Annotated in this window: 26 protein-coding genes and 1 pseudogene; 22 read left to right on the top strand and 5 right to left on the bottom strand. The window is 71.2% G+C overall.

The window, feature by feature from the left end; genetic code table 11:
• From SD626R_RS13315 to SD626R_RS13305, 3 genes and pseudogenes are all read left to right on the top strand, one after another.
• Positions 1-214: pseudogene (locus tag SD626R_RS13315) on the top strand (phosphonate ABC transporter, permease protein PhnE); the annotation flags it as partial.
• Positions 214-1,014: a phosphonate ABC transporter, permease protein PhnE gene (gene phnE / locus SD626R_RS13310; RefSeq protein WP_092566826.1), complete on the top strand. Its 801-nt coding sequence runs from the start codon at positions 214-216 to the stop codon at positions 1,012-1,014. The pseudogene SD626R_RS13315 and the gene phnE, both read left to right, overlap by 1 nt.
• Positions 1,011-1,784 carry an HAD family hydrolase gene (locus SD626R_RS13305; protein ID WP_092566825.1) on the top strand — a complete coding sequence of 258 codons (774 nt, stop codon included), beginning with the start codon at positions 1,011-1,013 and terminating at the stop codon, positions 1,782-1,784. The genes phnE and SD626R_RS13305 overlap by 4 nt, the downstream gene beginning before the upstream one ends.
• 51 nt (positions 1,785-1,835) lie before the next feature.
• On the opposite strand, the gene SD626R_RS16920 is transcribed toward SD626R_RS13305, so the two are convergent.
• Entirely contained in the window at positions 1,836-3,287 is a 1,452-nt protein-coding gene (locus SD626R_RS16920) for a hypothetical protein (protein WP_092566824.1), read from the bottom strand.
• Between the two features lie 174 nt (positions 3,288-3,461).
• On the opposite strand from SD626R_RS16920, the gene SD626R_RS13295 reads away from it, so the two are divergent.
• From SD626R_RS13295 to SD626R_RS13245, 11 genes are all read left to right on the top strand, one after another.
• On the top strand, positions 3,462-3,827 hold the full coding sequence (locus SD626R_RS13295) for a HesB/IscA family protein (RefSeq protein WP_092566823.1): 366 nt from the start codon (positions 3,462-3,464) through the stop codon (positions 3,825-3,827).
• 101 nt (positions 3,828-3,928) lie between these two features.
• Complete coding sequence (locus SD626R_RS13290) at positions 3,929-4,174, top strand: DUF5816 domain-containing protein (protein ID WP_092566822.1); 246 nt, start codon at positions 3,929-3,931, stop codon at positions 4,172-4,174.
• A 57-nt stretch (positions 4,175-4,231) separates the two neighbouring features.
• Positions 4,232-4,570 carry a DUF7116 family protein gene (locus tag SD626R_RS13285; protein WP_092566821.1) on the top strand — a complete coding sequence of 113 codons (339 nt, stop codon included), beginning with the start codon at positions 4,232-4,234 and terminating at the stop codon, positions 4,568-4,570.
• Positions 4,571-4,623: 53 nt separating this feature from the next.
• Positions 4,624-4,824, top strand: a complete 201-nt coding sequence (locus SD626R_RS13280) for a dodecin (RefSeq protein ID WP_092566820.1) — start codon at positions 4,624-4,626, stop codon at positions 4,822-4,824.
• A gap of 266 nt (positions 4,825-5,090) precedes the next feature.
• Complete coding sequence (locus SD626R_RS13275; protein WP_092566819.1) at positions 5,091-6,416, top strand: ABC transporter substrate-binding protein; 1,326 nt, start codon at positions 5,091-5,093, stop codon at positions 6,414-6,416.
• A 15-nt stretch (positions 6,417-6,431) separates the two neighbouring features.
• On the top strand, positions 6,432-7,325 hold the full coding sequence (locus SD626R_RS13270; protein ID WP_092566818.1) for a branched-chain amino acid ABC transporter permease: 894 nt from the start codon (positions 6,432-6,434) through the stop codon (positions 7,323-7,325).
• Positions 7,322-8,605: a branched-chain amino acid ABC transporter permease gene (locus tag SD626R_RS13265; protein ID WP_092566817.1), complete on the top strand. Its 1,284-nt coding sequence runs from the start codon at positions 7,322-7,324 to the stop codon at positions 8,603-8,605. Before SD626R_RS13270 ends, SD626R_RS13265 begins: the two co-directional genes overlap by 4 nt.
• Positions 8,602-9,387, top strand: a complete 786-nt coding sequence (locus SD626R_RS13260; RefSeq protein WP_092566816.1) for an ABC transporter ATP-binding protein — start codon at positions 8,602-8,604, stop codon at positions 9,385-9,387. Before SD626R_RS13265 ends, SD626R_RS13260 begins: the two co-directional genes overlap by 4 nt.
• Positions 9,384-10,097 carry an ABC transporter ATP-binding protein gene (locus tag SD626R_RS13255; protein WP_092566815.1) on the top strand — a complete coding sequence of 238 codons (714 nt, stop codon included), beginning with the start codon at positions 9,384-9,386 and terminating at the stop codon, positions 10,095-10,097. The genes SD626R_RS13260 and SD626R_RS13255 overlap by 4 nt, the downstream gene beginning before the upstream one ends.
• Entirely contained in the window at positions 10,090-11,739 is a 1,650-nt protein-coding gene (locus SD626R_RS13250) for a long-chain fatty acid--CoA ligase (protein ID WP_092566814.1), read from the top strand. Before SD626R_RS13255 ends, SD626R_RS13250 begins: the two co-directional genes overlap by 8 nt.
• Positions 11,736-12,527 carry an SDR family NAD(P)-dependent oxidoreductase gene (locus SD626R_RS13245; RefSeq protein ID WP_092566813.1) on the top strand — a complete coding sequence of 264 codons (792 nt, stop codon included), beginning with the start codon at positions 11,736-11,738 and terminating at the stop codon, positions 12,525-12,527. The genes SD626R_RS13250 and SD626R_RS13245 overlap by 4 nt, the downstream gene beginning before the upstream one ends.
• A gap of 30 nt (positions 12,528-12,557) precedes the next feature.
• Here the strand turns inward: SD626R_RS13245 and SD626R_RS13240 are convergent, their stop codons facing one another.
• Positions 12,558-13,625, bottom strand: coding sequence for a phosphotransferase family protein (locus tag SD626R_RS13240; protein ID WP_092566812.1), 1,068 nt, complete (start codon positions 13,623-13,625; stop codon positions 12,558-12,560).
• A gap of 170 nt (positions 13,626-13,795) precedes the next feature.
• Between SD626R_RS13240 and SD626R_RS13235 the strand changes: the two genes are divergently transcribed.
• Positions 13,796-15,016: an acyl-CoA dehydrogenase family protein gene (locus SD626R_RS13235; RefSeq protein WP_092566811.1), complete on the top strand. Its 1,221-nt coding sequence runs from the start codon at positions 13,796-13,798 to the stop codon at positions 15,014-15,016.
• A 39-nt stretch (positions 15,017-15,055) separates the two neighbouring features.
• Here the strand turns inward: SD626R_RS13235 and SD626R_RS13230 are convergent, their stop codons facing one another.
• Positions 15,056-15,583, bottom strand: a complete 528-nt coding sequence (locus SD626R_RS13230) for a winged helix-turn-helix domain-containing protein (RefSeq protein ID WP_092566810.1) — start codon at positions 15,581-15,583, stop codon at positions 15,056-15,058.
• A gap of 85 nt (positions 15,584-15,668) precedes the next feature.
• Between SD626R_RS13230 and SD626R_RS13225 the strand changes: the two genes are divergently transcribed.
• Genes SD626R_RS13225 through SD626R_RS13210 form a run of 4 tightly spaced genes read left to right on the top strand, consistent with a single transcriptional unit; the run spans position 15,669 to position 19,889 of the window.
• Complete coding sequence (locus SD626R_RS13225; protein ID WP_092566809.1) at positions 15,669-16,991, top strand: alanyl-tRNA editing protein; 1,323 nt, start codon at positions 15,669-15,671, stop codon at positions 16,989-16,991.
• The gene (locus tag SD626R_RS13220) at positions 16,988-17,989 is read left to right on the top strand and encodes an AIR synthase family protein (protein ID WP_092566808.1); all 1,002 of its coding nucleotides are present in this window, start codon (positions 16,988-16,990) and stop codon (positions 17,987-17,989) included. The genes SD626R_RS13225 and SD626R_RS13220 overlap by 4 nt, the downstream gene beginning before the upstream one ends.
• 56 nt (positions 17,990-18,045) lie before the next feature.
• Positions 18,046-19,254: an acyl-CoA dehydrogenase family protein gene (locus tag SD626R_RS13215; protein WP_092566807.1), complete on the top strand. Its 1,209-nt coding sequence runs from the start codon at positions 18,046-18,048 to the stop codon at positions 19,252-19,254.
• On the top strand, positions 19,251-19,889 hold the full coding sequence (locus tag SD626R_RS13210; RefSeq protein ID WP_092566806.1) for an HAD family hydrolase: 639 nt from the start codon (positions 19,251-19,253) through the stop codon (positions 19,887-19,889). The genes SD626R_RS13215 and SD626R_RS13210 overlap by 4 nt, the downstream gene beginning before the upstream one ends.
• A gap of 29 nt (positions 19,890-19,918) precedes the next feature.
• On the opposite strand, the gene SD626R_RS13205 is transcribed toward SD626R_RS13210, so the two are convergent.
• Positions 19,919-20,251 carry a DUF5822 domain-containing protein gene (locus SD626R_RS13205; protein WP_092566805.1) on the bottom strand — a complete coding sequence of 111 codons (333 nt, stop codon included), beginning with the start codon at positions 20,249-20,251 and terminating at the stop codon, positions 19,919-19,921.
• 131 nt (positions 20,252-20,382) lie between these two features.
• Between SD626R_RS13205 and panB the strand changes: the two genes are divergently transcribed.
• The 3 genes from panB (at position 20,383) to SD626R_RS13190 (ending at position 25,007) form a co-directional block, all read left to right on the top strand.
• The gene (gene panB / locus SD626R_RS13200; protein WP_092566804.1) at positions 20,383-21,189 is read left to right on the top strand and encodes a 3-methyl-2-oxobutanoate hydroxymethyltransferase; all 807 of its coding nucleotides are present in this window, start codon (positions 20,383-20,385) and stop codon (positions 21,187-21,189) included.
• Between the two features lie 673 nt (positions 21,190-21,862).
• Positions 21,863-23,914, top strand: coding sequence for a DUF460 domain-containing protein (locus SD626R_RS13195; RefSeq protein ID WP_092566803.1), 2,052 nt, complete (start codon positions 21,863-21,865; stop codon positions 23,912-23,914).
• A 106-nt stretch (positions 23,915-24,020) separates the two neighbouring features.
• A complete protein-coding gene (locus SD626R_RS13190; RefSeq protein WP_092566802.1) occupies positions 24,021-25,007 on the top strand; it encodes a tyrosine--tRNA ligase in 987 nt (328 codons plus the stop codon).
• A gap of 6 nt (positions 25,008-25,013) precedes the next feature.
• Here SD626R_RS13190 and SD626R_RS13185 read toward each other — a convergent pair whose 3' ends face one another.
• The gene (locus SD626R_RS13185) at positions 25,014-25,784 is read right to left on the bottom strand and encodes a topoisomerase DNA-binding C4 zinc finger domain-containing protein (protein WP_176697328.1); all 771 of its coding nucleotides are present in this window, start codon (positions 25,782-25,784) and stop codon (positions 25,014-25,016) included.
• Positions 25,785-26,066: the final 282 nt, after the last annotated feature.

The following is a 26,066-nucleotide window of genomic DNA, read 5'->3' as shown; positions in this document are numbered from 1 at the left end:
GCGGTTCGCGGGGCTCAGCGTCTACCGCTGGGACATCAACATCCGGACCTCGACCGTCGTCGGGATCGTCGGCGCCGGCGGGATCGGCTCGGTGCTCCTCACCGCGTTCAACCGCTACTCCTACCAGTACGTCAGCGCCATCCTCGTCGCGATCATCGCGGTCGTCCTGGTCGCGGAGGGGGTCAGCGCGGTCGTCAGACGGAGGTACCAGTGATGTCCGAGGTCGACGCCGCCCGCGTTTGGAAGCGCTTCGACCGCCGGCGCAAGCTCGGCCGGTTCCTCGGCGTGCTCGGCGCGCTGGTCGTGTTCCTCGCGTCGTGGCGCTACCTCGACATGGGGATCGCGAACGTCGAGACGGTCCCCCGCGAGATCAACGACCTGCTCACCCGGATGTACCCGCCGGACGTGGCGTACGTCCCGGAGATCGTCGGGCCGCTGATCGAGACGCTCCACATCGCCGCGCTGGGCACCGCCGGGGCCTTGGTGCTCGCGGTCCCGGTCGCGCTGCTCGCGGCCGAGAACACCACGCCGAACGCGGCGACCTACTGGCTCGGGAAGCTGATCGTGACGGTGAGCCGGTCGGTGAACACGATCATCTGGGCGCTGATCTTCGTCGTCGTCTTCGGGAGCGGCCCGCTCGCCGGCGCGGTCGCGATCGCCTTCCGGTCGGTCGGCTTCCTCGGGAAGCTCCTCGGTGAGGAGATCGAGGAGATCGACTTCGGACAGGTGGAGGCCGTGCGCGCGGCGGGCGCCTCCTCCGCGCAGGTGCTGCTGTACGGGATCCTCCCGCAGGTGAAGCCCGCCTTGGTCGGGCTCAGCGTCTACCGCTGGGACATCAACGTCCGCGACTCGACGATCCTCGGGTTCGTCGGCGCCGGGGGCATCGGCGTCCAGCTGTTCCGCGCGGTGAACGCGTTCGCCTGGCAGTCGGTGGCGATGATCCTGATCGTCATCCTCGGGGTCGTCCTCGTGAGCGAGGGGCTGTCGGCGTACACGCGCCGGCTGGTGCGATGACGACAGCCGCCGACTCGACGCGCCGGCGGGCGACCGCGGGCGGCGACGCGGCGGACCGCGTCGTCCTCTTCGACATGGACGGCGTGGTCCTCGACGGCTGGGGGACCGATTCGGCGGTTCACGCCCGCGCACTCGGCGATGTCCTCGACGAACGCGGGCTGGAGGTGACCGGCGATTCCCGGCGCGCGCTCGAATCGGACTCGTACGACGACGGGTTCCGCGACGCCTGCGCGGCGCTCGGCGTCGACCCGGCGGCGCTGTTCCGCGCCCGCGAGGAGCGGAGCGCCAAGCGCTCGATCGAGCGGCTGGCGGCCGGGACGAGACGCCTCTGTCCCGACGTCGACGCGATCGACACGGTCGCCGAGCGCGTCCCGGTCGGGCTCGTGAGCAACAACTACCACCCGACCGTCGAGTTCGTCGTCGACCACTTCCGGCTCGACGCCTTCTCGTTCGTCCGGGGCCGGGACCTCGGCCCCGAGGGGTTCCGCCGCCGCAAGCCGGACCCGCACTACCTCGACGAGGCCCTCGACGCGCTCGGCGCCCGGGGCGGGCTCTACGTCGGCGACCGCGCGACCGACGTGATCGCCGCCGAGCGCGCCGGGCTCGACGGGGTGTTCCTCAGGCGCGAGCACAACGCCGCGCTCGACCTCGGCGTGGAACCCGCGGCAGAGATCGGGAGTCTCCACGAGCTGATCGGGCTCGTCGATGCGGGCTCGTCCGATGGAGCGGTGCGCCCGGGAGCGGACGGGACCGGCGACCGATCGCGGTGATCGAGGTCTGCAGGCGCGGTGAGCGCGGGACTCGGAGGGGCGGAACGGCGGTCACGCCGGTCCGTCGTCCCCCTCGGACGCGACCTCCGGGTACCACGCCGGCGGGACCGCGGCGGTGTCGCCGAGGCGGTCGTACCGGAACGCGACTCGGACCCGCTCCCCGGTGGGCTCGTGGACGTACGTCGCCGACAGTTCGAGCACCAGCCCGTCGGCGGTGACGAACGCGACCGACCGGAAGTCGTCGACCTCGTCGCCGAGCGCGCGCGGCTCGCCGCGCACCTCGATCCGGTACAGCGGGATCTCGGTGGCGGCCGCGCGGACCGTCGAGTCGCTCCCGTTCAGGAACCGTCGGATCGGCTCCTCGGCGACCGTCGCGGCGAGCCTCGTCGCGTTCGGCGCCGCCGAGGGGGCGACGCGGCGGGTCTCCACGCCAGCCGGCCCGGCAGCCCGCTCGTAGACGGCGTCGCCGTCGGCGAACACCTCGACGACCCCGTCACGGGTCGCGTTCACGATCGACGCGTTCGCGGAGCCGGCGAGCCGGTACCGGCGCGCCGACGCGACCGCCATCTCGACGCCGCCGTCGCCGGCGATCCCCACGCGACCGCCGGTCGCCGCGTCGACGTCGGTGGCGTTCGCCGGGCCCGAGGCGACGAGGAGGACGGACGCGGACGAGAGGTTCGCCGCGGTGGCGACGTGGGCGTCGGCGAGCGCGTCCGGGTCGTACACCCCGGTCAGGAAAACGCCGGGCGGCGTCCTGGCGGTCGACCCGACCGTCCCCGTGAGCGCCTCCTCGTCGAGCCCGAGGGAGGCCGCGCCGTCGAGCGCCGCCGCGCCGCGCTCCGCGGACTCGGCGGTCCCGATGGCGCTCGCGGCGGCCGCGTACTCCCCGTCCGCCGGCGGGGAAGGGGCAGCCGGGCCCGCGCCGCCGGGGGCGGGGCCGAATCCGGGGACGCCGGCGAGCGCGGGCGTTCCGCCGGCGACGAGGACCGCGACGGCCGCCACCGACAGCGCGGCGACGGCGACGGCGAGGAGCGCGCCTCGCCCGTCGGTCGCCGCCGCCCGTCGGACCCGCGAGAGGCGGCGCCGGACGCCCTCTCGGCCCCGACCGTCGGTCGCCGCGGCGGTCGCGAGGGAGACGCCGAACCGCTCGCGGAACAGGCGGTCCGCAGCGTCGCGGTCGATCCCGTAGAGGAGTCGCTCGCGGAGGTCTGCCGGGGAGAGGTACGTCGCGCCGACCGCCTCGGCCCGCCGACGCGGCGAGGCGGAGAGCGGCGGGTTCGACCCGTCACCGACGACCGTGTCAGCGTCGTCCGGGACGGGCGTCCCGACCGCGACGCGCCGCTCCCGGCCGTCGCGTCGGACGGCGACGACGTTCGACGCGTCCGCCCGGCGGGCGCGCTCCCAGCCGCGCGCGGTCCACAGCGCGGCGACGAACTCGCGGCGCTCGGCGGCCGAGAGCGACCGGTACCGCCGGGCGAACGCCGCCTCTGACGGGACGCTCACGGGGTCGATAGGCGTCCGACTCATACAAACGTACCGCGGACGGGCGCTCGGGCCGGGACACCGGTCGGCGGGGATCGGAGGCGAGCGGCGCGGCCGGCGAGCGTAACCGTCAGCGGCAACGAGGGGCGAGGTTCCGCCGGCAGGGTTTTTACCGTGCGAGCGGAACTGGTTCGTATGAGCACCGAAACGGTCGACGCGTCGAGCGACCCGGCGATCGAGGTGACTCCCGACGCCGCGGAGGAAGCGCTCTCCCTGCTGGAGGGAGAAGACCTCGACACGGAAAAGGCCGGGCTCCGGCTGTTCGTCCAGCAGGGCGGCTGCGCGGGCCTCTCGTACGGGATGCGGTTCGACACGGAGCCGGAGGACGACGACCTCGTCGTCGAACACCACGGGCTCCGCGTGTTCGTCGACCCCGCGAGCCGGAACTACATCGGCGGGAGCAGGCTCGACTACGAGCACGGCCTGCAGGCGGCCGGCTTCGAGGTCGAGAACCCGAACGTCGTCTCCGAGTGCGGCTGCGGCGAGTCGTTCCGGACCTGAGTCGACGCGCCGGCCGCTCCGAGCGCGCTCCGGCGCCGCTCCTCTCCTCCCGCGTCGCCGTGACGCACGTTTTTAAGCGGTTCCGACCGGTAGTGGCGGGTATGAGTCTCGACGGGTCGACGACGACCGACGGCGAGCGGGTGTACACCGATCGGACGATGGCCGAACGGGGCGCCGAGGGGCCGTTCTACGTCGTCTTCGCGGACGCCGAGGGGTCGGACCGATGGGGGTTCCGCTGCGGGAACTGCGAGTCGTTCGACACCGCCATGGACACGATGGGCCGGATCCAGTGCACGGAGTGCGGAAACATCCGAAAGCCCGACGAGTGGGACGCAGCGCACGAGTAACCGCCGTCGAGAAATCGTGAGAAGGTTTATCACGGACGACGGCGAACGACGAGATAGATGGCCACTGCGAGCATCCCACCGACGACCGAGGCCAGAGACGTCTTCCGTGAACTCGGCTACACCGTCTCCGAGGGCGGACAGGAGTTCGTCGCGGAGCGGAAGTGGCGACGCGTGCTCGTGACGGTGCTTTGCATGGACGACGACGATCTGGACCCGTATCTGACGGACGGCGGCGAGACTCCGCGGCTCCGCTGTTTCGTCACGTGGCGCGACCGGGCCGGCGACCTCCGCGACCGCCTCGTCTCGAAGAAGCCCCCGTACGACTGGGCGGTCATCGGTATCGACGCCGACGGCGAGGACTTCGCGGTGATGGAAGGCGCGCCCGGCAGCCCCTGACGGCGCCCTCACCGCCCCGTTTTATACACCCGTGCGTCTAACCAACGCGTGACATGGTGTTCAAGAAGATCACGCTGATCGGGACGAGCGAGGAGAGCTTCGACGCCGCCGCCGACGACGCGATCGACCGCGCCGAGGACACCCTCGAAAACGTCTACTGGGCGGAGGTCGAGGAGTTCGGCGTGGAACTGCAGGGCGCGGCCGACCGCGAGTACCAGGCGGAGGTCGAGGTCGCGTTCGAGCTGTCGGACTGAGGCGTCGGAACCGTCTGACCGAGGCGCCGAAGCCAACTACCCGTGGGGGAGTCGCCGCCGTTTTCCGTTTTTTAACTCGTTCGAGAGCCGCGGCCGAGCGCGCAGACGTTCCGGTGACACGGCTCCGTCGCGTGAGTTCTCTGATGACGCGGCTCCGTCGCGTGACGTCCATTGTCGCTCGACCGCTCCCGCGACCCGACGCCGAGAGCGGACGTCTCTGACCTACATATTTATGTGGAGCGGACACACACGGATAATCGTTAACAATGGTAAGTTCAGATTCGGATGTCGGAAACAAGAGTAACCGAACCGGGGATGTCGAGACGAATTCGGAAACCCGATCGTCGGTCGATCGGCGGCGGTTCCTGCAGGCCGCCGGCGCCGGCGCGACCGTCGCGCTGGCCGGCTGCTCGGGCGGGGGCGGCGACAGCGGTCCGGTGACGCTCGGGGCCACGTACATCCTCTCCGGGTTCGCCTCGCTGTACGGCGAGGAGGCGGAGCGGGGGATCGAGTTCGCCCAGTCGGAGATCAACGACAACGGCGGCATCGACGGGCGGGACGTGGAGGTGATCGTCCGCGACACGGAGGCGAGCGCGGACACCGCGATCCAGCAGATCCGGAGCCTCGTCCAGGAGGACGACGTCGACGGGCTGTTCGGGCTCGACTCAAGCGGGGTCGCGCAGGCCGTGGCGCCGCAGGTGGCGCAGCTCCAGATGCCGTTCATGATCACCCACGCGGCGACGCCGTTCGTCACCTCGCCGGAGGGCGAGCACGAGGACTCGGTCGGAAACGAGTACGTGTTCCGCGACTCCAACAGCCTCGCGCAGGACATCTACGGCGCCGCGCGGACCGCCGAGGAGCTCGACGCCACCGAGTGGGCCACCATCGGCCCCGACTACGCGTTCGGGTACGAGACGTGGGACTACTTCCAGGCGTACTGCGACGGGCTCGGCGTGGAGGCCGAGTTCACGGCCGAGCAGTTCCCGGCGCTGGCGACGAGCGACTACACGCCCTTCATCAGTTCCATCCTCGACGCGGACCCCGACGCCGTGCTCACCCCGCTGTGGGGCGCCGACCTCACCACGTTCATCGGGCAGGCCGAGGACGCGGGCTGGTTCGACCAGATCGACCACACGCTGTTCAGCGTCGGCATGGGCACGGACTACCCGAGCGAGGGGAGCCCGCTCCCGGAGGGCGAGTACGCCTCCACGCGGTACGACCCGTTCGTGCCCGACACAGAGACGAACAACTCGTTCCGCGAGGCGTACTACGAGGAGTACGAGTCGCTGCCGACGTACAACGCCGAGGGCGCCTACCGCGCCCTCCACCTGTATAAGCAGGCCATCGAGTCGGCCGGGAGCACGGAGGCCGACGCGCTCGTCGAGGAGTTCACCGGGATGGAGCACTCGGGCCCGGTCGGCGACTACGAGCTCAGCGAGACGAACCAGGCGACGGTCGCGTCCGTCTGGGGCACCGTCACGTACGACGAGGAGTGGGAGAGCAACGTGCTCGACCCCGTTGACCGGTACGACGCGGGCCCCGACGTGCTGTCGGAGGCGCTCGGCGACTCCGACCTGCCGACGGGCATCTAACCCGCCGCCGCCTCCATGAGTCTACCATCTCTCGTTCCGCTGATCGGGATCGCCGACGTCGTCATCGGGCTGAGCCTCGGCAGTCGACTATTCCTGATCGCCGTCGGGCTGAGCCTCATCTTCGGCGTGCTCGGCGTCCTCAACTTCGCGCACGGCGGGTTCTACATGCTCGGCGCGTACGTCACGCTCGCCGTCGTGACGAGCGTCGTCGACAACTTCTGGCTCGCCGCCGTCGCCGGCGCCCTCGCGGTCGGCGTCGTCGGCGCCGTGATCGAGTTCGCGGCGATCCGGCGGCTCTACGACCGGGTCGACGCGGACCTCGACCAGCTCATCGTCACGTTCGGGTTCGTGCTCGTGATCCACGAGACCGTCCGGTTCGTCTGGGGGTCGGGGTCGTACTCGATCGACCCCCCTGACGTGTTCAACTTCTCCGTGTCGCTCGGCGGCAGCACCTTCAACGCCTACCGGCTGGTCGTCATCGGCCTGGCGGTCGCGGTGTTGGTGAGCCTCTGGCTGTTCATCACGCGGACGTACTTCGGCTCGCTGGTCAGGGGCACCTCCTCGGACCGCGAGATGGCGTCGATGCTCGGCGTCGACGTGCCGCGGCTGTACACCGGCGTCTTCTTCCTCGGGAGCGTGCTCGCCGGACTGGGCGGCGCGCTCTCCGCGCCCCTCCAGTCGACCAGCCCGGCGCTCGGCGACCAGGTGATCATCGACGCGTTCATCGTCGTCGTCATCGGCGGGCTCGGCTCCATGAGCGGGGCGTTCGTCGGCGCGATGCTCATCGGCATGATGCAGAGCCTCGGCCCGCAGTTCATCAGCGCCGGCAGCATCGCGATCCCCTTCCTCGCGATGGTGATCGTGTTGCTGTTCCGTCCGGAAGGGCTGTTCGGGGGGATCGGCGAATGAGCGCGACCGACACCGGCGGCCGGGTCCGCGCGTTCGGCGCGGCCGTCGCCGACGGCTGGACTCCCGAGCGGTTCGGCCTGCTCGCCGCGATCGGCCTGGTCCTGTTGGCGTTCGGGCCGACGTTCCAGGTCTACCTGTTCACCGACTTCCTCGTCGTCGCGCTGTTCGCGCTCGGGTTCAACCTGCTGTACGGCTACACTGGGCTGTTGTCGTTCGGACACGGAATGTTCTACGCGGGCGGCGCCTACGGGCTCGCGATCGTGTTGCGGGACCTGAGCCCGGTCGTCGCCGACGTCGTCGGCGCCGGGATCGCCCCGCTCGCGACGTTCGTCGTCGGCGGCGTCGTCGGACTGACGCTCGTCGTCGCCGTGGCGGTGCCCGTCGGGTGGCTCAGCGTCCGGCTCGAAGAGATCTACTTCGCGCTGATCACGCTCGCGTTCGGGATGCTCGGCTACTCGCTGATCATCCAGGACCCGGCGGGGCTGACGAACGGGACCGACGGGGTCATCGTCCTGCTCGGGAGCGTCGACCTGGGCGCCGCGAGCGTCCGGCTCGGCGGTCGACAGGTGTACTACGCGCTCACGGTCGTCACCGTGCTCGCGACGACGTACGGGGTGTGGCGCGTCGTCAACTCCCCGTTCGGCACCGTCTGTAAGGCGATCCGCGAGAGCCCCGACCGGGCGTCCGCGCTCGGGATCGACGTGCGGCACCACCGCTGGATGACGTTCATCGTCTCGGCGGTGGTCGTCGGGATCGCCGGCGTGTTGCGCGCGGGGCTCGCGAGCGTCGCGTCCCCGGGACTGACGCACTGGTCGACGAGTGCGATCGCGGTCATCGCCACCGTGATCGGCGGCGCGACCTACTTCTCCGGACCGATCGTGGGCGCGTTCGTCTTCCTGTACATCCGCTGGGCGATCAGCCGCTTCCCGACGCTCGAGGCGTACTGGGAGCTGTTCTTCGGCGCGCTGCTCATCGCCGTCGTGCTGTTCTTCAAGCAGGGGGCCGTCGGCGGGCTCCTGCTGCTGCGCGACCGGCTGCTCGGGGACGGGGACGCCGGGGGCGGCGACTCCGGCGGCGGCTCCGAGGCGGCCGACAGCGGTGACAGCGCCGCGACCGACGGTGGTCGCGCAGCCGACGACGCAACCATCGACGGCGGTCGCGCAGCCGACGACGCAACCATCGACGGCGGTCGCGCAGCCGACGACGAAACCACCGACGGCGGACCGACCGCAGGCGCACCGGGCGACGACTCGCGGCCCCACCGAGGTGACGACTCGTGACGACCGTTCTCAAGACCGAAGACCTCCGCAAGCAGTTCGGCGAACTGACCGCCGTCGACGACGTGTCGATCGAGATCGACGACGGCGCGATCACCAGCATCATCGGCCCGAACGGGGCCGGGAAGACCACGTTCTACAATCTGCTGACGGGCGTGCTCCAGCCCACCGCGGGCTCGATCTGGCTGCGGAGCGGCGACGACGCGGCGGGCGGCGACGGCCTCCGCGACGTCACCGACGCCGAGCCCCACGAGGTCGCGCAGGCCGGGCTCTCGCGATCCTACCAGATCACGAATATCTTCGAGGGGCTCACGGTCCGCGAGAACGTCCGGGTCGCCCGGATCAGCCACGAGAAGACGCGCCTCGACTTCCGGTCGCGGGCGACCGGCGACGAGGCGGTCGAGGCCGACATCGAGGAGCTGTTAGAGCTGACGGGGCTCACTCACATCGCGGACACGTCGTGCGACACGCTGAGCCACGGCGAGAAGCGGACCGTCGAGATCGCCTTGGCGCTCGCCATCGAGCCGAACGTGTTCCTGATGGACGAGCCGACCGCGGGGATGAACCCGACGGAGGTCACCGAGATCGTCTCGCTGATCCGCGAGCTCGACGCGGACCTGGACGCCACGTTCGTCGTGACCGAGCACAACATGGACGTCGTCACCGACATCTCCGACCGGATCGTCGTCCTCGCCGAAGGGGCGATCCTGGCCGACGGGACGCCGGAGGACGTGCTCACGGACGAGCGGGTGACGGAGGCGTACCTGGGGAGTGATAGCGTATGACGATACTCGACGTCGACGACATCGACACGTACTACGGGAACAGCCACGTCCTCCACGGGGTCTCGCTCTCGATCGACGAGGGCGAGGTCGTGACCCTGCTCGGGCGGAACGGGGCGGGGAAGACGACGACGATGCGGTCCGTCGTCGGCGCGTCGCCGCCGCGGTCCGGGTCGATCACGTTCCGCGGCGAGGAGATCGCCGGGAAGTCGCCCGACGAGATCAACGCGCTCGGAATCTCGCTCGTGCCTGAGGACCGCCGGGTGTTCCCCACCCTGACGGTCCAGGAGAACCTCCGGCTCGCGCGCAACCTCGCGAGCGACCCGCGGCCGGTCGAGGAGATGTACGAGCTGTTCCCCGCGCTCGACTCCCTCCGGGGGAACAGGGGCCGGAACCTCAGCGGCGGCGAACAGCAGATGGTGTCGGTCGCCCGTGCGCTCGTCCAAGCGCCCGACGTGCTGCTGCTCGACGAGCCGACCGAGGGGCTCGCGCCGGTCATCGTCGACGACCTGCGGGAGATCGTCCAGACGGTCGTCGACGAGAACGTCACCGTCCTGCTGACCGAGCAGAACGTCGACTTCGCGTTCGACCTCGCCGAGCGGGGATACATCATGGACACCGGCCAGATCGTCTTCGACGGCACCGTCGAGGAGATCCGCGACCGCGACGACCTCCTCGAGACGTACCTCTCCGTGGGGAGCGCGGATGCCTGAGGAGCTCACCCTCCGCCCGTTCTTCTGGCGGGCGACGCGGCTCTTCCCGGAGACGGAGGTCGTCTCGCGCACCCGCGAGGGGGTCGACCGGTACACGTACGCCGACTTCGGCGAGCGCGTCCGGCGGCTCGCGGGCGCGCTCGCGGACCTCGGCGTCGAGCCCGGCGACCGCGTCGGGACGCTCGGCTGGAACACCCACCGCCACTTCGAGGCGTACTACGCGGTCCCGCTCTCGGGCGCGCAGCTGCACACGGTGAACCTCCTCTTACAGGACGATCACGTCGAGTACATCATCAACGACGCCGCGGACGACGTGCTGATCGCCGACGAGGACGCCGTCGCGACGCTCGACCGGCTGTGGGACGATATCGACGGCGTCCGCGAGGTCGTCGTGATGGGCGACTCGGTCCCGGAGACGGAGTCGGAGATGCCGCTGTCGGCGTTCGAGGAGCTGATCGCCGACGCCGACCCGGTGGAGTCGTGGCCGCCGCTCTCGGAGGACGACCCGGCCGGGATGTGTTACACCTCCGGGACGACGGGGAAGCCGAAGGGCGTCGAGTACACGCACAAGATGATCTACGCCCACGCGATGATGGTGATGACGCCCGCCGCGCTCGACATCGCCGAGGACGACGTGGTGATGCCCGTCGTCCCCATGTTCCACGTGAACTCCTGGGAGTTCCCGTACGCCGTGACGATGGCCGGCGCGAAGCAGGTGTACCCGGGACCGTCGCCGGACCCGGCGGACCTCGTCGAGCTGATCGAGACCGAGGGCGTGACGCTCACCGCGGGCGTCCCCACCGTCTGGATCGACGTGCTCGACCACCTCGACGAGCACGGCGGCGACCTCTCGTCGCTGGAGCGCATCGTCGTCGGCGGGAGCGCGGCGCCCCGCGAGGTGATGCGTCGGTACGAGGACGAACACGACGTGACGATCGAACACGCGTGGGGGATGACAGAGACGATGAGCATCGGGTCGGTCTCCCGGCCGACGTCGGCGATGGCCGGCGCCGACCGCGAGGCGGAGCTCGATAAGCGGGCGAAACAGGGGCTGCTCTCGCCCGGCTTGGAGATGCGGGTCGTCGACGACGACGGCGACCCCGTCGCCTGGGACGGCGAGGCGTTCGGCGAGCTGCTCGTCCGGGGGCCCACCGTCGTCGGCGAGTATTACAACCGCCCGGAGGCCAACGAGGCCGACTTCGCCGAGGCCGACGACGGCGGGGCGCGGTGGCTCCGGACCGGCGACATCGCCACCGTCGACGAGGACGGCTACGTCGAGGTCGTCGACCGCGTCAAGGACGTGATCAAGTCGGGCGGCGAGTGGATCTCCAGCATCGAGCTGGAGAACGCCCTGATGGCCCACGACGACGTCGCCGAGGCGGTCGTGATCGCGGCCGCACACGAGCGCTGGCAGGAGCGCCCGCTGGCGTTCGTCGTGCCGAAGGCGGGGCGCGAACTCGACGTGGAGGGGATCCGGGCGTTCCTCGCCGACGAGTTCCCGCGGTGGTGGCTCCCGGACGACGTGCGGTTCCGCGAGGAGATCCCGAAGACCGCGACCGGGAAGTTCGACAAGAAGACGCTCCGGGAGACCGTCGACGACCCGGACCTCCCGTACGCGCCAGGCGCGGGGGGCGAGGAATGAGCGACGATACCCCCCTGACGCCGGACGACGCCCTCCCGGACCTCTCCGGGAAGGTCGCCGTCGTCACCGGCGGCGGCCGCGGGATCGGGAAGGCGATCGCGCTCGGGTTGGCCGCCGCGGGGGCGACGGTCGTCCCCTCGGCGCGGACCGCGGCGGAGGTTGAGGCGGTCGCCGCCGAGGCCCGTGACCTCGGCGTCGAGGCGCGGGGGATCACCGCCGACGTGACCGACGACGACGACGTGGACGCGCTGGTCGAGGAGACCGTCGACGCGTTCGGCTCGCTCGACGTCCTCGTCAACAACGCCGGCTTCAACCCCGGCGACGCGCTCGGCGACCCCGCCGAGGTGGAGTCGAACGCCGTCGACGACGTGCTCGACGTGAACCTGCGGGGCGCGTTCCGGACCCTCCGCGCCGCGGGCCCGCACCTGACGGAAGCGGGCGGGAGCGTCGTCAACGTCGCCAGCGTGGCGGGCGAGGTCGGCCTGCCGAGACAGCACCCGTACGTCGCCTCGAAGCACGGGCTCGTCGGGCTCACGAAGAGCGCGGCGCTGGACTGGGCGCCCGAGGTGCGGGTGAACGCGGTCGCGCCGGGGTACGTCGCGACGGAGCTCACGGAGACGCTCCGGGAGAACGAGCGGCTCCGGGAGTCGATCCTCGACCGGACGCCCCTCGATCGGTTCGCCGATCCGACCGAGGTCGCGGGCCCGGTCGCCTTCCTCGCCAGCGACGCCGCGAGCTTCGTCACCGGCGAGACGCTCGCGGCGGACGGGGGCTGGACGGCGCGCTGAGTCGTCACCGTCGACGGCCCCGCAGAGGGCCTACAGCCGCTCCGTCTCGCCCTCGACGTAGGCGAGCGTCCGCGCCGCGAGCGCGGGCACCTGCGTCTCCATCTTCGGGTACAGCGGGTCGTCGCTGTCGTCGTTCAGGTGCCGCGCGAGGAACATCTCGCCGAGCGCGGCCATCTTGTAGGCCGCGAGCGCTCGGTAGAACCGCTCGTGAGCGAACTCGCGGCCCGTCGCGGTCTCGTAGCGCTCGATCAGCTCCGCGCGGGTCGGGTAGCCGTCGCGCGCCGTGAACGTCGACATCAGGTCGGGCATCGGCGGCTTCGGGTCCCCGTCGTCGTGCCAGAACAGGAGCAGCCAGCCGAGGTCGGCGAGCGGGTCCCCGAGTGTCGACAGCTCCCAGTCGAAGATGGCGACGACTTCCGGCGGCGTCCCGGAGCCGTACATCACGTTGTCGAGCTTGAAGTCGCCGTGGACGAGCGTCTCGGCGTGGTCGTCGGGGACGTTGTCGGCGAGCCACTCGCCGACGGCGACGAGGTCGGGTACCTCCCTGACCGCCGTCGTCGTCTCGAACGCCCAGTCGAGCTGGTCGGTCCAGCGCTCGACCTGTCGGGCAGTGTACCCCGCGGGGCGGCCGAACTCGCCGAGGCCGACCGCCTCGTAGTCGACCGCGTGGATCGCCGCGAGGGTGTCGACGAGCTCGGTCCCGATCCGCTCGCGGGCGGCGGGGTCAGCGAAGCGCTCCGGCTCCGTCTCCCTGAGCACGTCGCCCTCGGCGCGCTCCATGAGGTAGAAGTCGCTGCCGAGGACCGCGTGGTCGTCGCAGGCGCGCAGCGTCCGCGGGACCGGGACCGCGGTGTCGCCGAGCGCGTCGACGACGCGGTGCTCTCGGAGCACGTCGTGGGCCGTGTCAGCCGTCTCGCCGGGGGGCGGTCGCCGGACCACCAGCTCGCGGTCGCCCCACGTGACGAACAACGTCTCGTTGGAGTGCCCCTCGGCGTGCCGCTCGACCGAGAACGCGTCCGCCGGCCCGAACTCGGCGGTCAGGTACGCCCCGAGCGCGTCGTCGTCGACCAGCCGGTCGAGGTAGTCGGCGTCCGTCATGACCGGGTCGCCTCCGGCCGCGCCCGCTCCGAACGAAGTTCGCCGTATTCGGCGTATTTGACTAACATTGTAAATCGATTTGGGATACAAGAGCGGTTAGGCTCGGGATTTATAGCCTTTTGGGCGCGCGTTGCCGGAACTACTATTTACATTGCTAAACAAGCGAGACCATGGAGTACGACGACGTCGGCCGCGGGCCGGAGATCGCCGCGGCCGTCAGGGAGTTCGTCGACGAGACGGTGTTGCCGGTCGAGCGCGAGTGGCTCGGGCGGGGGCCGATCCCGCCGGCGGAGGTCGAGGCGCTGCGCGGCGCCGCGCGCGACGCCGGGGTCTACGCCCCGCAGGTCGACGAGGAGTACGGGGGGCTCGGGCTCGGCTTCCGCGAGATGCTGCCGGTGTTCGAGGAGGCGGGCCGCAGCCTGCTCGGACCGACCGCGCTCCGCTGTGCGGCGCCCGACGAGGGCAACATGCACACGCTGGAGATCGCGGCCACGGACGACCAGAAGGAGCGCTGGCTCCGCCCGCTGGCGACCGGCGAGATCGACTCGGGGTTCGCGATGACCGAGCCGATGCAGGGCGGGGGGTCGGACCCGAAGATGCTCGCGACGACCGCCGAGAAGGACGGCGACGAGTGGGTGATCGACGGCCACAAGTGGTGGACGACCGGCGGCGTCGAGGCGGAGCTGCTGCTGGTCTTCGCCCGCACCGACCAGGAGGCGCACCCGTACGCCGGCTGCTCGGTCATCCTCGTGCCCGCCGACGCCGACGGCGTCGAGGTCGTCCGGAACATCCCGCACCTCGGCGAGGGGCTGGTCGGGACGACCCACGCCGAGATCCGGTTCGATAACGTTCGGGTCCCGGTCGAGAACACGCTCGGCGAGGAGAACGAGGGGTTCACGCTGGTCCAGCGGCGGCTCGGGCCGGCCCGGCTCACGCACTGCATGCGGTACGCCGGGATGGCCGACCGCGCGCTCGACATCGCGACCGCCTACCTCTCCGAGCGGGAGGGGTTCGGCGAGAAGCTCTCGGAGAAGCAGGGACCGCGGTTCCGGATCGCCGACCGCCGCACCGAGCTCCACGCCGCCCGCACGATGGTCAGACACGCCGCCGGGCGGATCGCCGACGGCCACGAGGCGCGGATCGAGGTGGCGATGGCGAAGACGTTCGCGGCGAACGTCGCCCAGGAGGCGATCGACGACGCGCTCCAGTTCTGCGGCGGCAACGGGATCGCGTACGACCTGCCGATCGCGCGCTTCCACGAGAACGTCCGGCAGTTCCGGCTCGTCGACGGCGCCGACGAGGTCCACCGCCGATCGATCGCGCGGGACGCCTTCGAGGACCCGCCGACCGAGGAGCTGGAGTCGGTCACCCGGTTCGGCGAGTTCGACTGAGTCGGTCTCACTCACCGGTCGCCGCCCGTCGCCCCGGCGTCACTCGTCGTCGCCGTCCTCCTGGAACACCTCGAACAGCTCGGGGTCGGTCCCGAACTTGAGGACGTTCGTCACGACGGAGTTCCGGAGGTTGTTGACCAGCTCGCCGTACTCCTTGTAGAACTCGTGGATCCACTTCGACTCCTGCTCGCGGTCCTCGAACATCATGATCGTCTTCCACTGGTAGTCGCCGTCGGAGAGGAAGTACATGAACGTGTGACGGCTCGACCGGACGTGTTCGAGCGCGTCGCGCCAGTGCTCGTCGAACCCCTCGGGGTTGAACTGGAACTCGAACAGCGAGAAGAAGAGGTGCTCCTCGTTGGGGACCAGCGCCTCGCGGAACACCCCGTCGTCGCGCATTCGGCGGATCGACTCGTTGACCGTGACGTGCGAGACGTCGATGTCGTGCTCCTCGGCGAGGAGGTCGCGGAGTCCGCGGGAGGTGAGCTGGGGGTCCCGCGCGAGCTCCTGTAGGATGATCGCGTCCCGCTCGGAGAGGTTCCAGTCGGCGATCGGTTTCTCGGGCATGCGTTCCGTGAGGATGGAGCCGTCACGGTAATCAGTATTTGGACGGGCGAACACCTATTTACCCGACCGCCACCACGGGCCGGCAATGACTGCGTCACGCGCGCCGGCGGAGCCCGAGGTCAGGGAGTTCGAGGCGACGGTGGAGTCGGTCGACGGCCGCGAGGTCGTCCTGAACGAGACGTTCTTCTACGCCGAGTCCGGCGGCCAGCCGGCGGACCGGGGGACGATAGACGGCGTCCTCCTCGACGACGTGACCGAGCGCGACGGGCGAGTCGTCCACGTGCTGAGCGAGGAACCCACGGAATCGGTCGCGGTCGGCGAGACGGTCTCGGCGGTCGTCGACGACGCGTTCCGGACGTACTGCGCCCGGGCGCACACCGCCTCGCACGTGCTGTACGGCGCCGCGCGCCGCACCTGCGAGGAGCTGGGCTACGCCGGCTTCGACATCTCGGCGGAGAAGGTCCGCGTCGACCTGACGACGGCGGAGCCCCTCGACGACGCCGACCTCGTCGAGCTGGAGCGGCTCGCGAACCGGGCCGTGTGGGACTCGCTGCCGGTCTCGTGGGAGGCGCTGCCGGAGGAGTCGGCCCGCGCGATCGAGGGGATCGCGTTCAACACCAAGACCGAGGAGGGCGCGATGAGCGGGAGCGAGGCGGTCCGCGTCGTGACGATCGGCGGGGGCGACGCGGGCGGTGCGGACCGGGAGTCCGACGCGGCCCCGGCGTGGGACGTGGCCGCGTGCGGCGGGACCCACGTCCGGAACACGAGCGAGATCGGGCCGATATCGGTGCTCGACCGGTCGAACCCCGGCGAGGGAGTGACTCGCGTCGAGTTCGCGGTCGGGCCGACCGCGATCGACCACGACGCCGCGGTCCACGCGGCCGCGCTCGACGCCGCGACGGGCCTCGACGCGCGGGTCGGCGACCTCCCCGACGCCGTCGACCGCCTCCGCGGCGAGGTCGACCGGCTGGAGGGCGAGCTCAGGGAGGCCCGCGCAGACCTGCTGACCGCTCGGCTCGGCGAGTTCCCGACGGTCGAGCTCGACGGGGCGACGTGGGCCGTGGGGACCGTCGACGGCGCCGACCCGAACGACCTGCGCGAGCCGGCGGAGTCGCTTCTCGGCGGCGACGCGGCCGGGGGGGCCGCAGACGGCGAGGGGACGACCGGCGACGCCCCCGACGCGGTCGCGGCGGTCGGCGCGGGCGGCGCGCCGTTCGTGGTCGTGGCGGTCGCGGAGGGGGCCGCCGGCGGGGACGCTGCGGGCGGTGAGGGCCCCGACGCCGGCGCGGTCGTGGACGCGGTCACCGACGAGTTCGGCGGCGGCGGGGGCGGCGGGCCGACGTTCGCGCAGGGCGGCGGGCTCGACGCCGACCCCGAGGACGTCGCCGCGTGGCTGCGCGACCGATGACCGGCAAGCTCGGGCCCGAGGCGCTCGCCGAGGTACTCGCGGCGACCGGCGCCGACGACGCCGCGGTCGAGGCGGGCCCCGCCTACGGCGAGGACGCGGCCGCGATCGACCTGACCGGGACGGCGTCGACGCTCGTCGTCGCCGCCGACCCCCTCTCGCTGGCGGCCGACGCCGTGGGCGAGCTGGCGGTCCACGTCGCCTGCAACGACGTGGCCGCGAGCGGCGCGGACCCGCGCTGGCTCACGCACACGCTCTTCCTGCCCGACGGCGACCCGGCGCGGCGGCGGACGGTTACGGAACAGGTGGACGCGACCGCCCGCGAGCTGGGGGTCGCGATCGTCGGCGGCCACACGGAGGTACTGCCGTCGCTGGAGCGCCCGCTCTGCTCGATGACCGCGCTCGGGACCACGGACCGCTTCGTGTCGAGCGGCGGCGCCGCGCCGGGCGACCGGCTCCTCCTCACGAAGGGCGCCGGGATCGAGGCGACCGCGATCCTCGCGACCGACTTCCGCGAGCGGTGCGCCGAGGCGGGCGTGTCGGCCGCGACGCTCGACGCGGCCGCCGGGTTCCTCGACGAGGTGAGCGTCGTCCCCGACGCGGCCGCCGTCCGCGACGCCGCGACCGCGATGCACGACCCGACCGAGGGCGGCCTGCTCACCGCACTCGTCGAGACCGCGAGCGCGAGCGAGGCGGTCCTCGCGGTCGAGCGCGACCGCGTCCCGGTTCGACCCGAAACGGAGGCCTGCTGCGACGCCCTCGGCGTCGACCCGCTGGCGACGTTCGGATCCGGCGCGCTGCTGGCGGCGGTGCCCCCCGAGCGTGTCAGCGAGGCGACCGACGCGCTGGACGCCGCCGGGATCGTCGTCGGCGAGATCGGCGAGGTGCGAGCGCCGGGAGACGGCAAGGACGGAGAGCCCCCCGAGGCGGGCGCCGTCCTCCTTGACGGCGAGCGGATCGGGGAGGCGCCCCGAGACGAGCTGTACCCGCTCTGGGAGTGAGCGACCCCCACCCCCGATCGCTCACCTTTTTTCCGCGTGCGGTCGAACGCAGAGCCATGACTGGCGCACGCGTCGGCTCGTCGCTCACCGACGAGCAGGAGGCGATCCGGGAGCTCGTCCGGGAGTTCGCGGTCGAGGAGCTCCGGCCCGGGGCCGGCGAGGCCGACGAGACCGAGACGTTCCCGGAGGACGCCTGGGACGGGCTCGCCGAGCTCGGGCTGACCGGGCTGACGGTGCCAGAGGCGCACGGCGGCTTCGACGCCGACGAGACGACCTACGCGATCGTCAACGAGGAGCTGGCGTACGGCCACCTCGCGGTCGCGACCGCGCTCTCCGTCCACTGCCTCGCGACTTCCTGTATCGCGGAGTTCGGCAGCGGGGCGCAGCGGGAGCGCTGGCTCCCGGAGATGACGGCCGAGGGGCGGCCGGTCGGGATGTTCTGCCTCTCCGAGCCGCACGCGGGGTCGAACCCGGCGGAGATGTCGACGACCGCGGAGTACGACCCCGAGACCGACGAGTACGTCCTGAACGGCGAGAAACAGTGGATCACGAACGGAAAGCGGGGCGGCGTGGCGATCGTCTTCGCGAAGGCCGTCCGCCCCGACGCGGGGGAGACGGCTGAGAGCGACGTGGCGGCGGACGACAGCGACGACCGCGGGTCGATCACCCAGTTCCTCGTCCCGGCCGATACGGAGGGGTTCGAGGTCGGCAAGAAGGAGGAGAAGCTCGGGCTCCGGGCCTCGGACACGACCGGGATCAGCCTCGACGACTGCCGGATTCCCGCGGAGAATCGGCTCACCGAGGAGGGAGCGGGGCTCTCGGCCGCGTTCCGGAGCCTGACCGGCGGTCGGATCGGGATCGCGGCGCAGGCGGTCGGCGTCGCGCAGGCCGCGCTCGACGAGGCGACGTCGTACGCGACGGAGCGCGAGCAGTTCGACGAGCCGATCGCCGAGATCCAGGCGATCCGCCACAAGTTCGCCGAGATGGCGACGGACGTCTCCGCCGCCCGCCTGCTCGTCCGCGAGGCGTGTCGGCAGGCCGAGGCGGGCGAGGACAACCGCGTCGCGGCCTCGAAGGCGAAGTACCGCGCCAGCGAGGCGGCGATGTCGGTGACCAACGAGGCGGTCCAGATCCACGGCGGCTACGGCTACACGACCGACTTCGACGTGGAGCGCCTCTACCGCGACGCGAAGATCACAGAGATCTACGAGGGGACCACGGAGATCCAGAAGACGATCATCGCGCGAGGGGTGGTGGGCGAATGACGGGCGACGGGCGAACGACGGGTGACGAGAGAGCGACGGGCGAGGAGCGAGTCGCGAGCGACGGCGGACCGTCCGGCCTCGCGGGCTACGACGCCGTGGTGTACGACCTCGACGGGACCCTCGTCGAACTCGCGGTCGATTGGGGCGCGGTCGCGAAGTCGGTCCTCGACGTGTACGCCGAACACGCGGTCAAACCGCCGACCGACGAGTTGTGGGACCTCATGGAGGCGGCCGGCGAGTACGGGATCGGCGACGAGGTCGAGGAGGCTATCGCGCTCCACGAGCGGACCGGCGCGCGCGACTCGACGCTGCTCCCGCTCGGAGAGCGGTTGGTCGAGGGGGCGGGCGACGACGGACTGAGCACGCCGCCGGCCGGCGTCTGCTCGCTCAACTGCGAGGAGGCGTGCCGGATCGCCGTGGAGACGCACGGGCTCGGCGACGCGCTCGATCCGGACGCGATCGTCGGCCGCGACACCGTCGGGTCGCACAAGCCGGAGCCGGAGTCGCTGCTGGCGGCGGTCGATCGGCTCGGTGCGACGCCCGAGGACGCCCTCTTCGTCGGCGACTCGCGACGCGACGCGGAGGCGGCGGAGCGCGCCGGGGTCGCGTTCGTGTGGGCGGCGGACCTGATCTAATCTGATCTGATCTGGTCTTCTGATCCGGTCTACTGCCGAGCGCGGTCTCCGGTAGCGCCGTCTCCCTCGGCGGTCTCGTTCCCGTCGTCGTCGCCGTCTGTACCGTCTTCGCTCGTCTCGACCCCGCCGTCCCCAGCGTCGGTACGGCGCGCGTAGAGCGCGACGGCGACGGCGGTGACGAACCAGATCGGCGCGCCGACGCGGACCGCGAAGGCGGCGCGAGCCCCCCACGAGTCGAGGGTGACGAACGCGGACAGGACCGCGACGACCGGGGCGCCGACGACGATGGTGAGCACGAACGTCGTCTGCATCACCCAGCCGTAGTCGATCCCCTCGAACTCGGCCCGTTCGACAGGTTGCACGCACTCGTCTCGGGCGCCGAGGGGCAAATCGGTGGCGGTCGCGCGGCGGGCGCAGCGGGCGGAAACGGGGTGAAGCGAGGTCGGCCGCCGAATCCCGGCGATTTTAACCGGTCGCGGGGGCGTGTTCCGGTATGACCACGACGCGGGGACTCCGGGACCGCGAGGCGCCGATCACGATGCTGACCGCGTACGACGCCCCAACCGCGGCGGTCGTCGACGAGGCCGGGATCGACGTGATCCTCGTCGGTGACAGTATGGGGAACACCGCCCTCGGCTACGACTCCACGCTCCCCGTGACGCTCGACGAGGTCGCGAGCCGGACCGGGGCGGTCGCCCGCGCGACCGAGGACGCCCTCGTCGTCGCCGACATGCCGTTCCTCTCGTTCGGCGTCGAGCCGGCGGAGTCCGTGCGCAACGCCGGCCGACTGCTGAAGGAGGCGAGCGCCGACGCGGTGAAGATCGAGAGCGGCCCGCACACCGTCGAGGCGACGCGGCGGATGACCGACGTCGGGATCCCGGTGATGGCGCACCTCGGCTTGACCCCCCAGCACGTCAACCGGCTCGGCGGGTACACGCGGCAGGGGACCGACCAGGACGCCGCCGAGGAGATAATCGACCTCGCGGGGGCGCACGCCGACGCCGGCGCGTTCGCGCTCGTCTTGGAGCACGTCCCGGCAAATCTCGCGGGCGCCGTCACGGAGGCCCTGGAGATCCCGACGATCGGTATCGGCGCGGGCCCCGACTGCGACGGGCAGGTGCTCGTGATCAACGACGTAGTGGGGCTGGGCGAGTGGTCGCCGCCGTTCTCCCGGCGGTTCGGCGACGTGCGGAGCGAGATGCTCGACGCGGTGGAGGCGTACGAGGAGGCGGTGACGAGCGGCGAGTTCCCGGCCGACGAGCACTCGCACGTGGAAGCGGGGCTCGACGATCTGTACTGAGTCGGATACTTATACGCGGGTGTCGATGCTGTAGGGACAATTTTCGAATCCCCGGTCGCTCGGCCGTACGTGGTCGAATGCGGATCGCCGGTGAACACCGCCAAGGCCCCAGCCGCTCGGTGGTACGTGGCTGAAACTGGATCGTCGGCGAACACCACCAAAGCCCCAGCCGCGAGGACGACTTACGCTCGCTGCGCTCCTCAGTCGCTCGCGCCGCTCGCTCCTTGCGGTGTCGCCGGCGGCGAAGCCGCCGGCTGCCCGTGGCGCGTAGCGCCACGCTGCTTTCGTCGCCTAAGTCGCCCTTCCGAGAGACTTCGTCTCTCGTCTTCCCGCTCGCTCCGCTCGCGGGAATCGCGACTGCCCATTTGAGTCCCACCCCGTACCGCGCCGCACCGCAGCCTCACGCCTCCCCAGCCTCGCCGGCCGGCCTCCGCTTCGCTCCGGCCGCCCGACTCCAGCGAGGGACCTCCGGTCCCTCTGGCAGCCGGCGCGTAGCGCCGGCGACCTCGCGCGTGCACCTCGGCCGCGACGCGGCCTCGGAGGCACGCGCCGGCCGTGTGTTCCCTGTACCTCGTCGCTCTCGGTCGTAGCTGGCTAAAATCGATCCGGGCTCCACGCCGGAACCGCCGCACCCGGCGTGGGGTATATAGGCGCGAACGGCCTACGTGAACCCGTGACAACCCGGACCATCCGCGCCCGCGACCGGCCGGTGTTCGGCGTCGACGTACACAGCGGCGACGTCCGCGGGGACGACCCCTCCTACGCCCTCGTCATCTTGGACCCCGTCGACGAGGACGACCCGGACGCGCCCGACGCCGACGGTCCGATGGCGCGGGTGACCCGCGACGTGGTGTCGTTCCGGAAGCTCTGCCGGCTGATCGACGACCGCGAACCCCTCTACGTCGCCACCGACAACGCCTACGAGCTGGCGGCGGACAAAAACGAGCTGGTGGGGTTCCTCCGGTCGCTGCCGGACGGGACCCGGCTCGTGCAGGTGACCGGCGCCGAGCGGCCGGAGCCGCTCTCGCGGGTCGCCTCCCGCCACGGGATCCCGTACGGGAAGAAGCCGATGAAGGAGGCGGAGGCGTCGGCCCGGCTGGCCGCGGCCAACGTCGGCCACGAGGTGACCGCCTTCACCGACGAGACGACCGTGAAGGTGTCTCGCGGGCGCTCGACCGGGAAGGGCGGCTGGAGCCAGGACCGGTACACGCGCCGGATCCACGGGAACGTCCGGAAGCGGACGCGACAGGTCCAGTCGGAGCTGAAGGAGGCGAACCTCGACTTCGAGCGCGACGTGACCGAGAAGTACGGCGGCTACGCGAACGCGACGTTCACGGTCGCGGCGCGGCCCGAGGAGATCCCGGTGTCGAACTCGCGGGCCGGCGACGTGCGCGTGGAGGTCGAGCGCGAGCGCCGCGACGGGATCGAGTACGAGCCGCTCGTGCAGCGGCGCGACCGGGTGATCGTCGGGATCGACCCGGGGACGACGACCGCGGCGGCCGTGGTCGGACTCGACGGCACGGTCCACGCGCTCTACTCCTCTCGGACCGCCGACACCGCCGACGTGACCGAGTGGATCATCGAGCAGGGACGGCCGATCATCGTCGCCGCCGACGTGGAGCCGATGCCCGAGACCGTCGAGAAGTTCCGGCGCTCGTTCGACGCCGCCGGGTGGCGCCCGACGACGGACCTGCCGGTCGACGAGAAGCTCCACCGGACCCGCGAGGCGGGCTACGACAACGACCACGAGCGCGACGCGCTGGCGGCGGCGCTGTACGCCTACGACGACCACGAGGACCAGTTCGAACGGGTCGCGGCGAAGACCCCGCCACGGCTCGACCGCGAGGCGGTGATCGCGGGCGTCGTCGCGGGCGGGTCGTCGGTCGAAGCCGTCGTCGATGACCTCAGCGAGGACGACGGCGGTGGCGGCGGGAACGGCGAGGACGACGCGGACGAGACGGACCCGACCGAGCCCGAGCGCACCGAGGAGGAGGAGACGATCCGGCGGCTCCGCGATCGCGTCGAGCGCCTGGAGTCGCACACGGAGTCGCTGGAAGCGGACCTCGCCGAGCGCGACGAGCGGATCGAGGAGCTGGAGGGCGAACTGGAGGAGGCGAAGCGCGAGGAGCGCATCGAGGCGCGCTCCCGGCGCGCCGTCTCCCGGCTCGAACGCGAGACCGACCGGCTGGAGCGCGAGCGCGACGAGGCGCGCGAGACCGTCGCGGAGCTGAAGGGAAAAGTGGAGACGCTGAAGGAGCTGTGGCGGCTCGACCACTCAAACTTCGACGACGTCGCCGCGGATCAGGGGCTAGTCAGCGTGAAGACGGTCGAGCAGTTCACGCTCGACGCGCTGGAGGCCGCCGACGAGGCGTACGGGCTCGTCGCCGGCGACGTCGTCTACCTCCGGGACGCCTCCGGGGCCGGTCGCCGGACCGCCGAACGGCTGGCCGAGACGGAGCCGCGCGCCGTGATCCGCGACGGCAACCTCTCGGACGTCGCCGATCAGGTCCTGTTCGACCACGACGTGCCGGTCGTTCCGGCCGACGCGGTCCCCGTCCGCGAGGTCGACGAGCTGGCGGTCGCGGGCGAGACGGAGCTGGAGGCCGCGATCGACGACTGGGAGACGCGCGCAGAGCGCCGACGGAAGGCCGAGAAACAGGAGCACCTCGACCGGATCATCTCGGAGCATCGGGCGGGGCGGACGCTCCCCGAGACCGAGGAGTGAGAGCGGCGACCGGGCCCGCGGACGCGCCGCAGAGGCGCCCGCTCCCCTCGCCACCCGTCCGCACGCTTCCAGAAGTCATATGTCCGACAACCGCACAGTCGAGAGTATGGACGCCTACGAGCGGATCACCCGGAACGCGGCCGAGGTGGTCACCGAGGAGGAGATCGAGGCGCTGGCCGACGACCCCGACGGGAAGCGGGCGTACGTCGGCTACGAGCCCTCGGGAGTGCTCCACATCGGGCACATGCTCACCGCGAACAAGCTCATCGACCTCCAGGAGGCCGGGTTCGAGGTGACGGTGCTGCTCGCCGACGTGCACGCCTACCTCAACGACAAGGGGTCGTTCGAGGAGATCCGCCACACCGCCGAGCGCATGCGCGACCAGTTCATCGCGTACGGGCTCGACGAGTCGAACACGCAGTTCGTGCTCGGCTCCGACTTCCAGCTCGACGACGACTACACGCTCGACCTCCACGCCCTCGAACTGGAGACGACGCTCGCGCGGGCCGAGCGCGCGATGGCCGAGATAACCTCCGGCGACTCGGTGAGGGTGTCGCAGGCGGTGTACCCGCTGATGCAGGCGCTCGACATCCCGTACCTCGGCGTCGACCTGGCGATCGGCGGGATGGAGCAGCGCAAGGTCCATATGCTCGCGCGCGACGTGCTCCCGAGCATCGACCGCGAGCCGCCGACGAGCCTCCACACGCCGCTCATCGCCGACCTCGGCACCGGACGCGGGAAGATGTCCTCCAGTACGGGCGTCACCATCTCGATGGAGGACTCCCGCGAGGACATCGAGTCGAAGGTGAACGACGCGTACTGCCCGCCGACCGCCGACCCCGAGCCGACCGACGACGGCGTTGAGCGCGAGAACCCCGTCCTGCAGGTGTTCGAGTACCACGTCTTCCCGCGGTTCGAGACGGTCCGCGTCGAGCGTCCTGAGGAGTACGGGGGAGACCTGAAGTACGAGAGCTACGAGACGCTGGAGGCCGACCTGGAGACCGGCGAACTCCATCCCGCCGACGCGAAGGGGGCGCTCGCGGAGTACCTCGACCGACTCATCGCGCCGGGACGCGAGCAGCTCGCGGAGTAGGCGGACTTACTCGTTCTTTGACGTCGTCTCGCCCGTGGCGTGGCCCGCGTGCTCGCAGGTCCCGTCGAGGCAGTCGCGACCGGTCGCCGTCTCGAATACCGGGAGCCCGCAGTCGCACTCGTCGACGACGACGCCGGACGGGACCGAGAACGTCGTCTCGCAGTCGGGGTGGTTCTCGCACCCGAGATAGACGCGACCGGGGGCCGATTTCACGAGGAGTTCGCCGTCGCAGTCCGGGCAGCCCCAGACGCGGTTGAACCGGTCGCTGACAGCGTCCTCCATCGGGTCGCACGCGGGGTCGAGACAGAGATGGAACGGCTCGCCGCGCTCGATCCGAATCTTTGGCAGGCCGCAGTCGTCACAGATCCCGTCGGTGACGCTCGCGCCGGCGGGGAGCCCGCACCGGTCCTCGCAGTCGAGACAGACCACGTCGCCGCGCGAGCGCACGAGCGGCCCGCCGTCTTCGGGACAGGTGCCGACCGGGATCCCGGCCTCCGTGATCGGTAGCGCGCGGGCGGCGGTCGCCTCCTCTGCGACGACCCGGAGGCGCCGAGCACCGTCGCGGGCGGTGACGGAGAAGCCGTCGCCGTCGCGCTCGACGACGACTGAGTCGGGGCGGGTGAGCCACGCGACCGGCTGGTAGCCGTCGGCGTCGTGGACGAGGGTGGTGTCGTCGGGCTTGATCAGGACGACGACGCGCCCCCGGTGGGTCCGGGAGCGGTCGCCGCGCTCGGTCACTCGACAGTCGCCGGCGAACACGCGGAGTCGTTCGGGCATACGACGGGTGGCCGCGGTATGGGTGAAAAGCGGTCGGAGAGGGGATTTAAACCGGATACGGGGCGAGTTTCATCGGTGATCGAGATCGGGTGTGCCTCGGTGCTAGCGCGGTAGGTATTTTGACAGTTTCAGTTGACTATTTATAGATAATTACTGAGGGATCGGCGGCGAACACCTCCAAAGCCCCAGCCGCTCGGTTGTACGTGACCGGAACCACTGCGGTGAGTACCTCCAAAGCCCCAGCCGCTCGGTTGTACGTGACCGGAACCACTGCGGTGAGTA

The organism is Halorubrum sp. SD626R (assembly GCF_001261915.1).
Classification (GTDB): Archaea; Halobacteriota; Halobacteria; order Halobacteriales; family Haloferacaceae; genus Halorubrum.
This window is presented reverse-complemented; position numbering and strand designations above follow the sequence as displayed.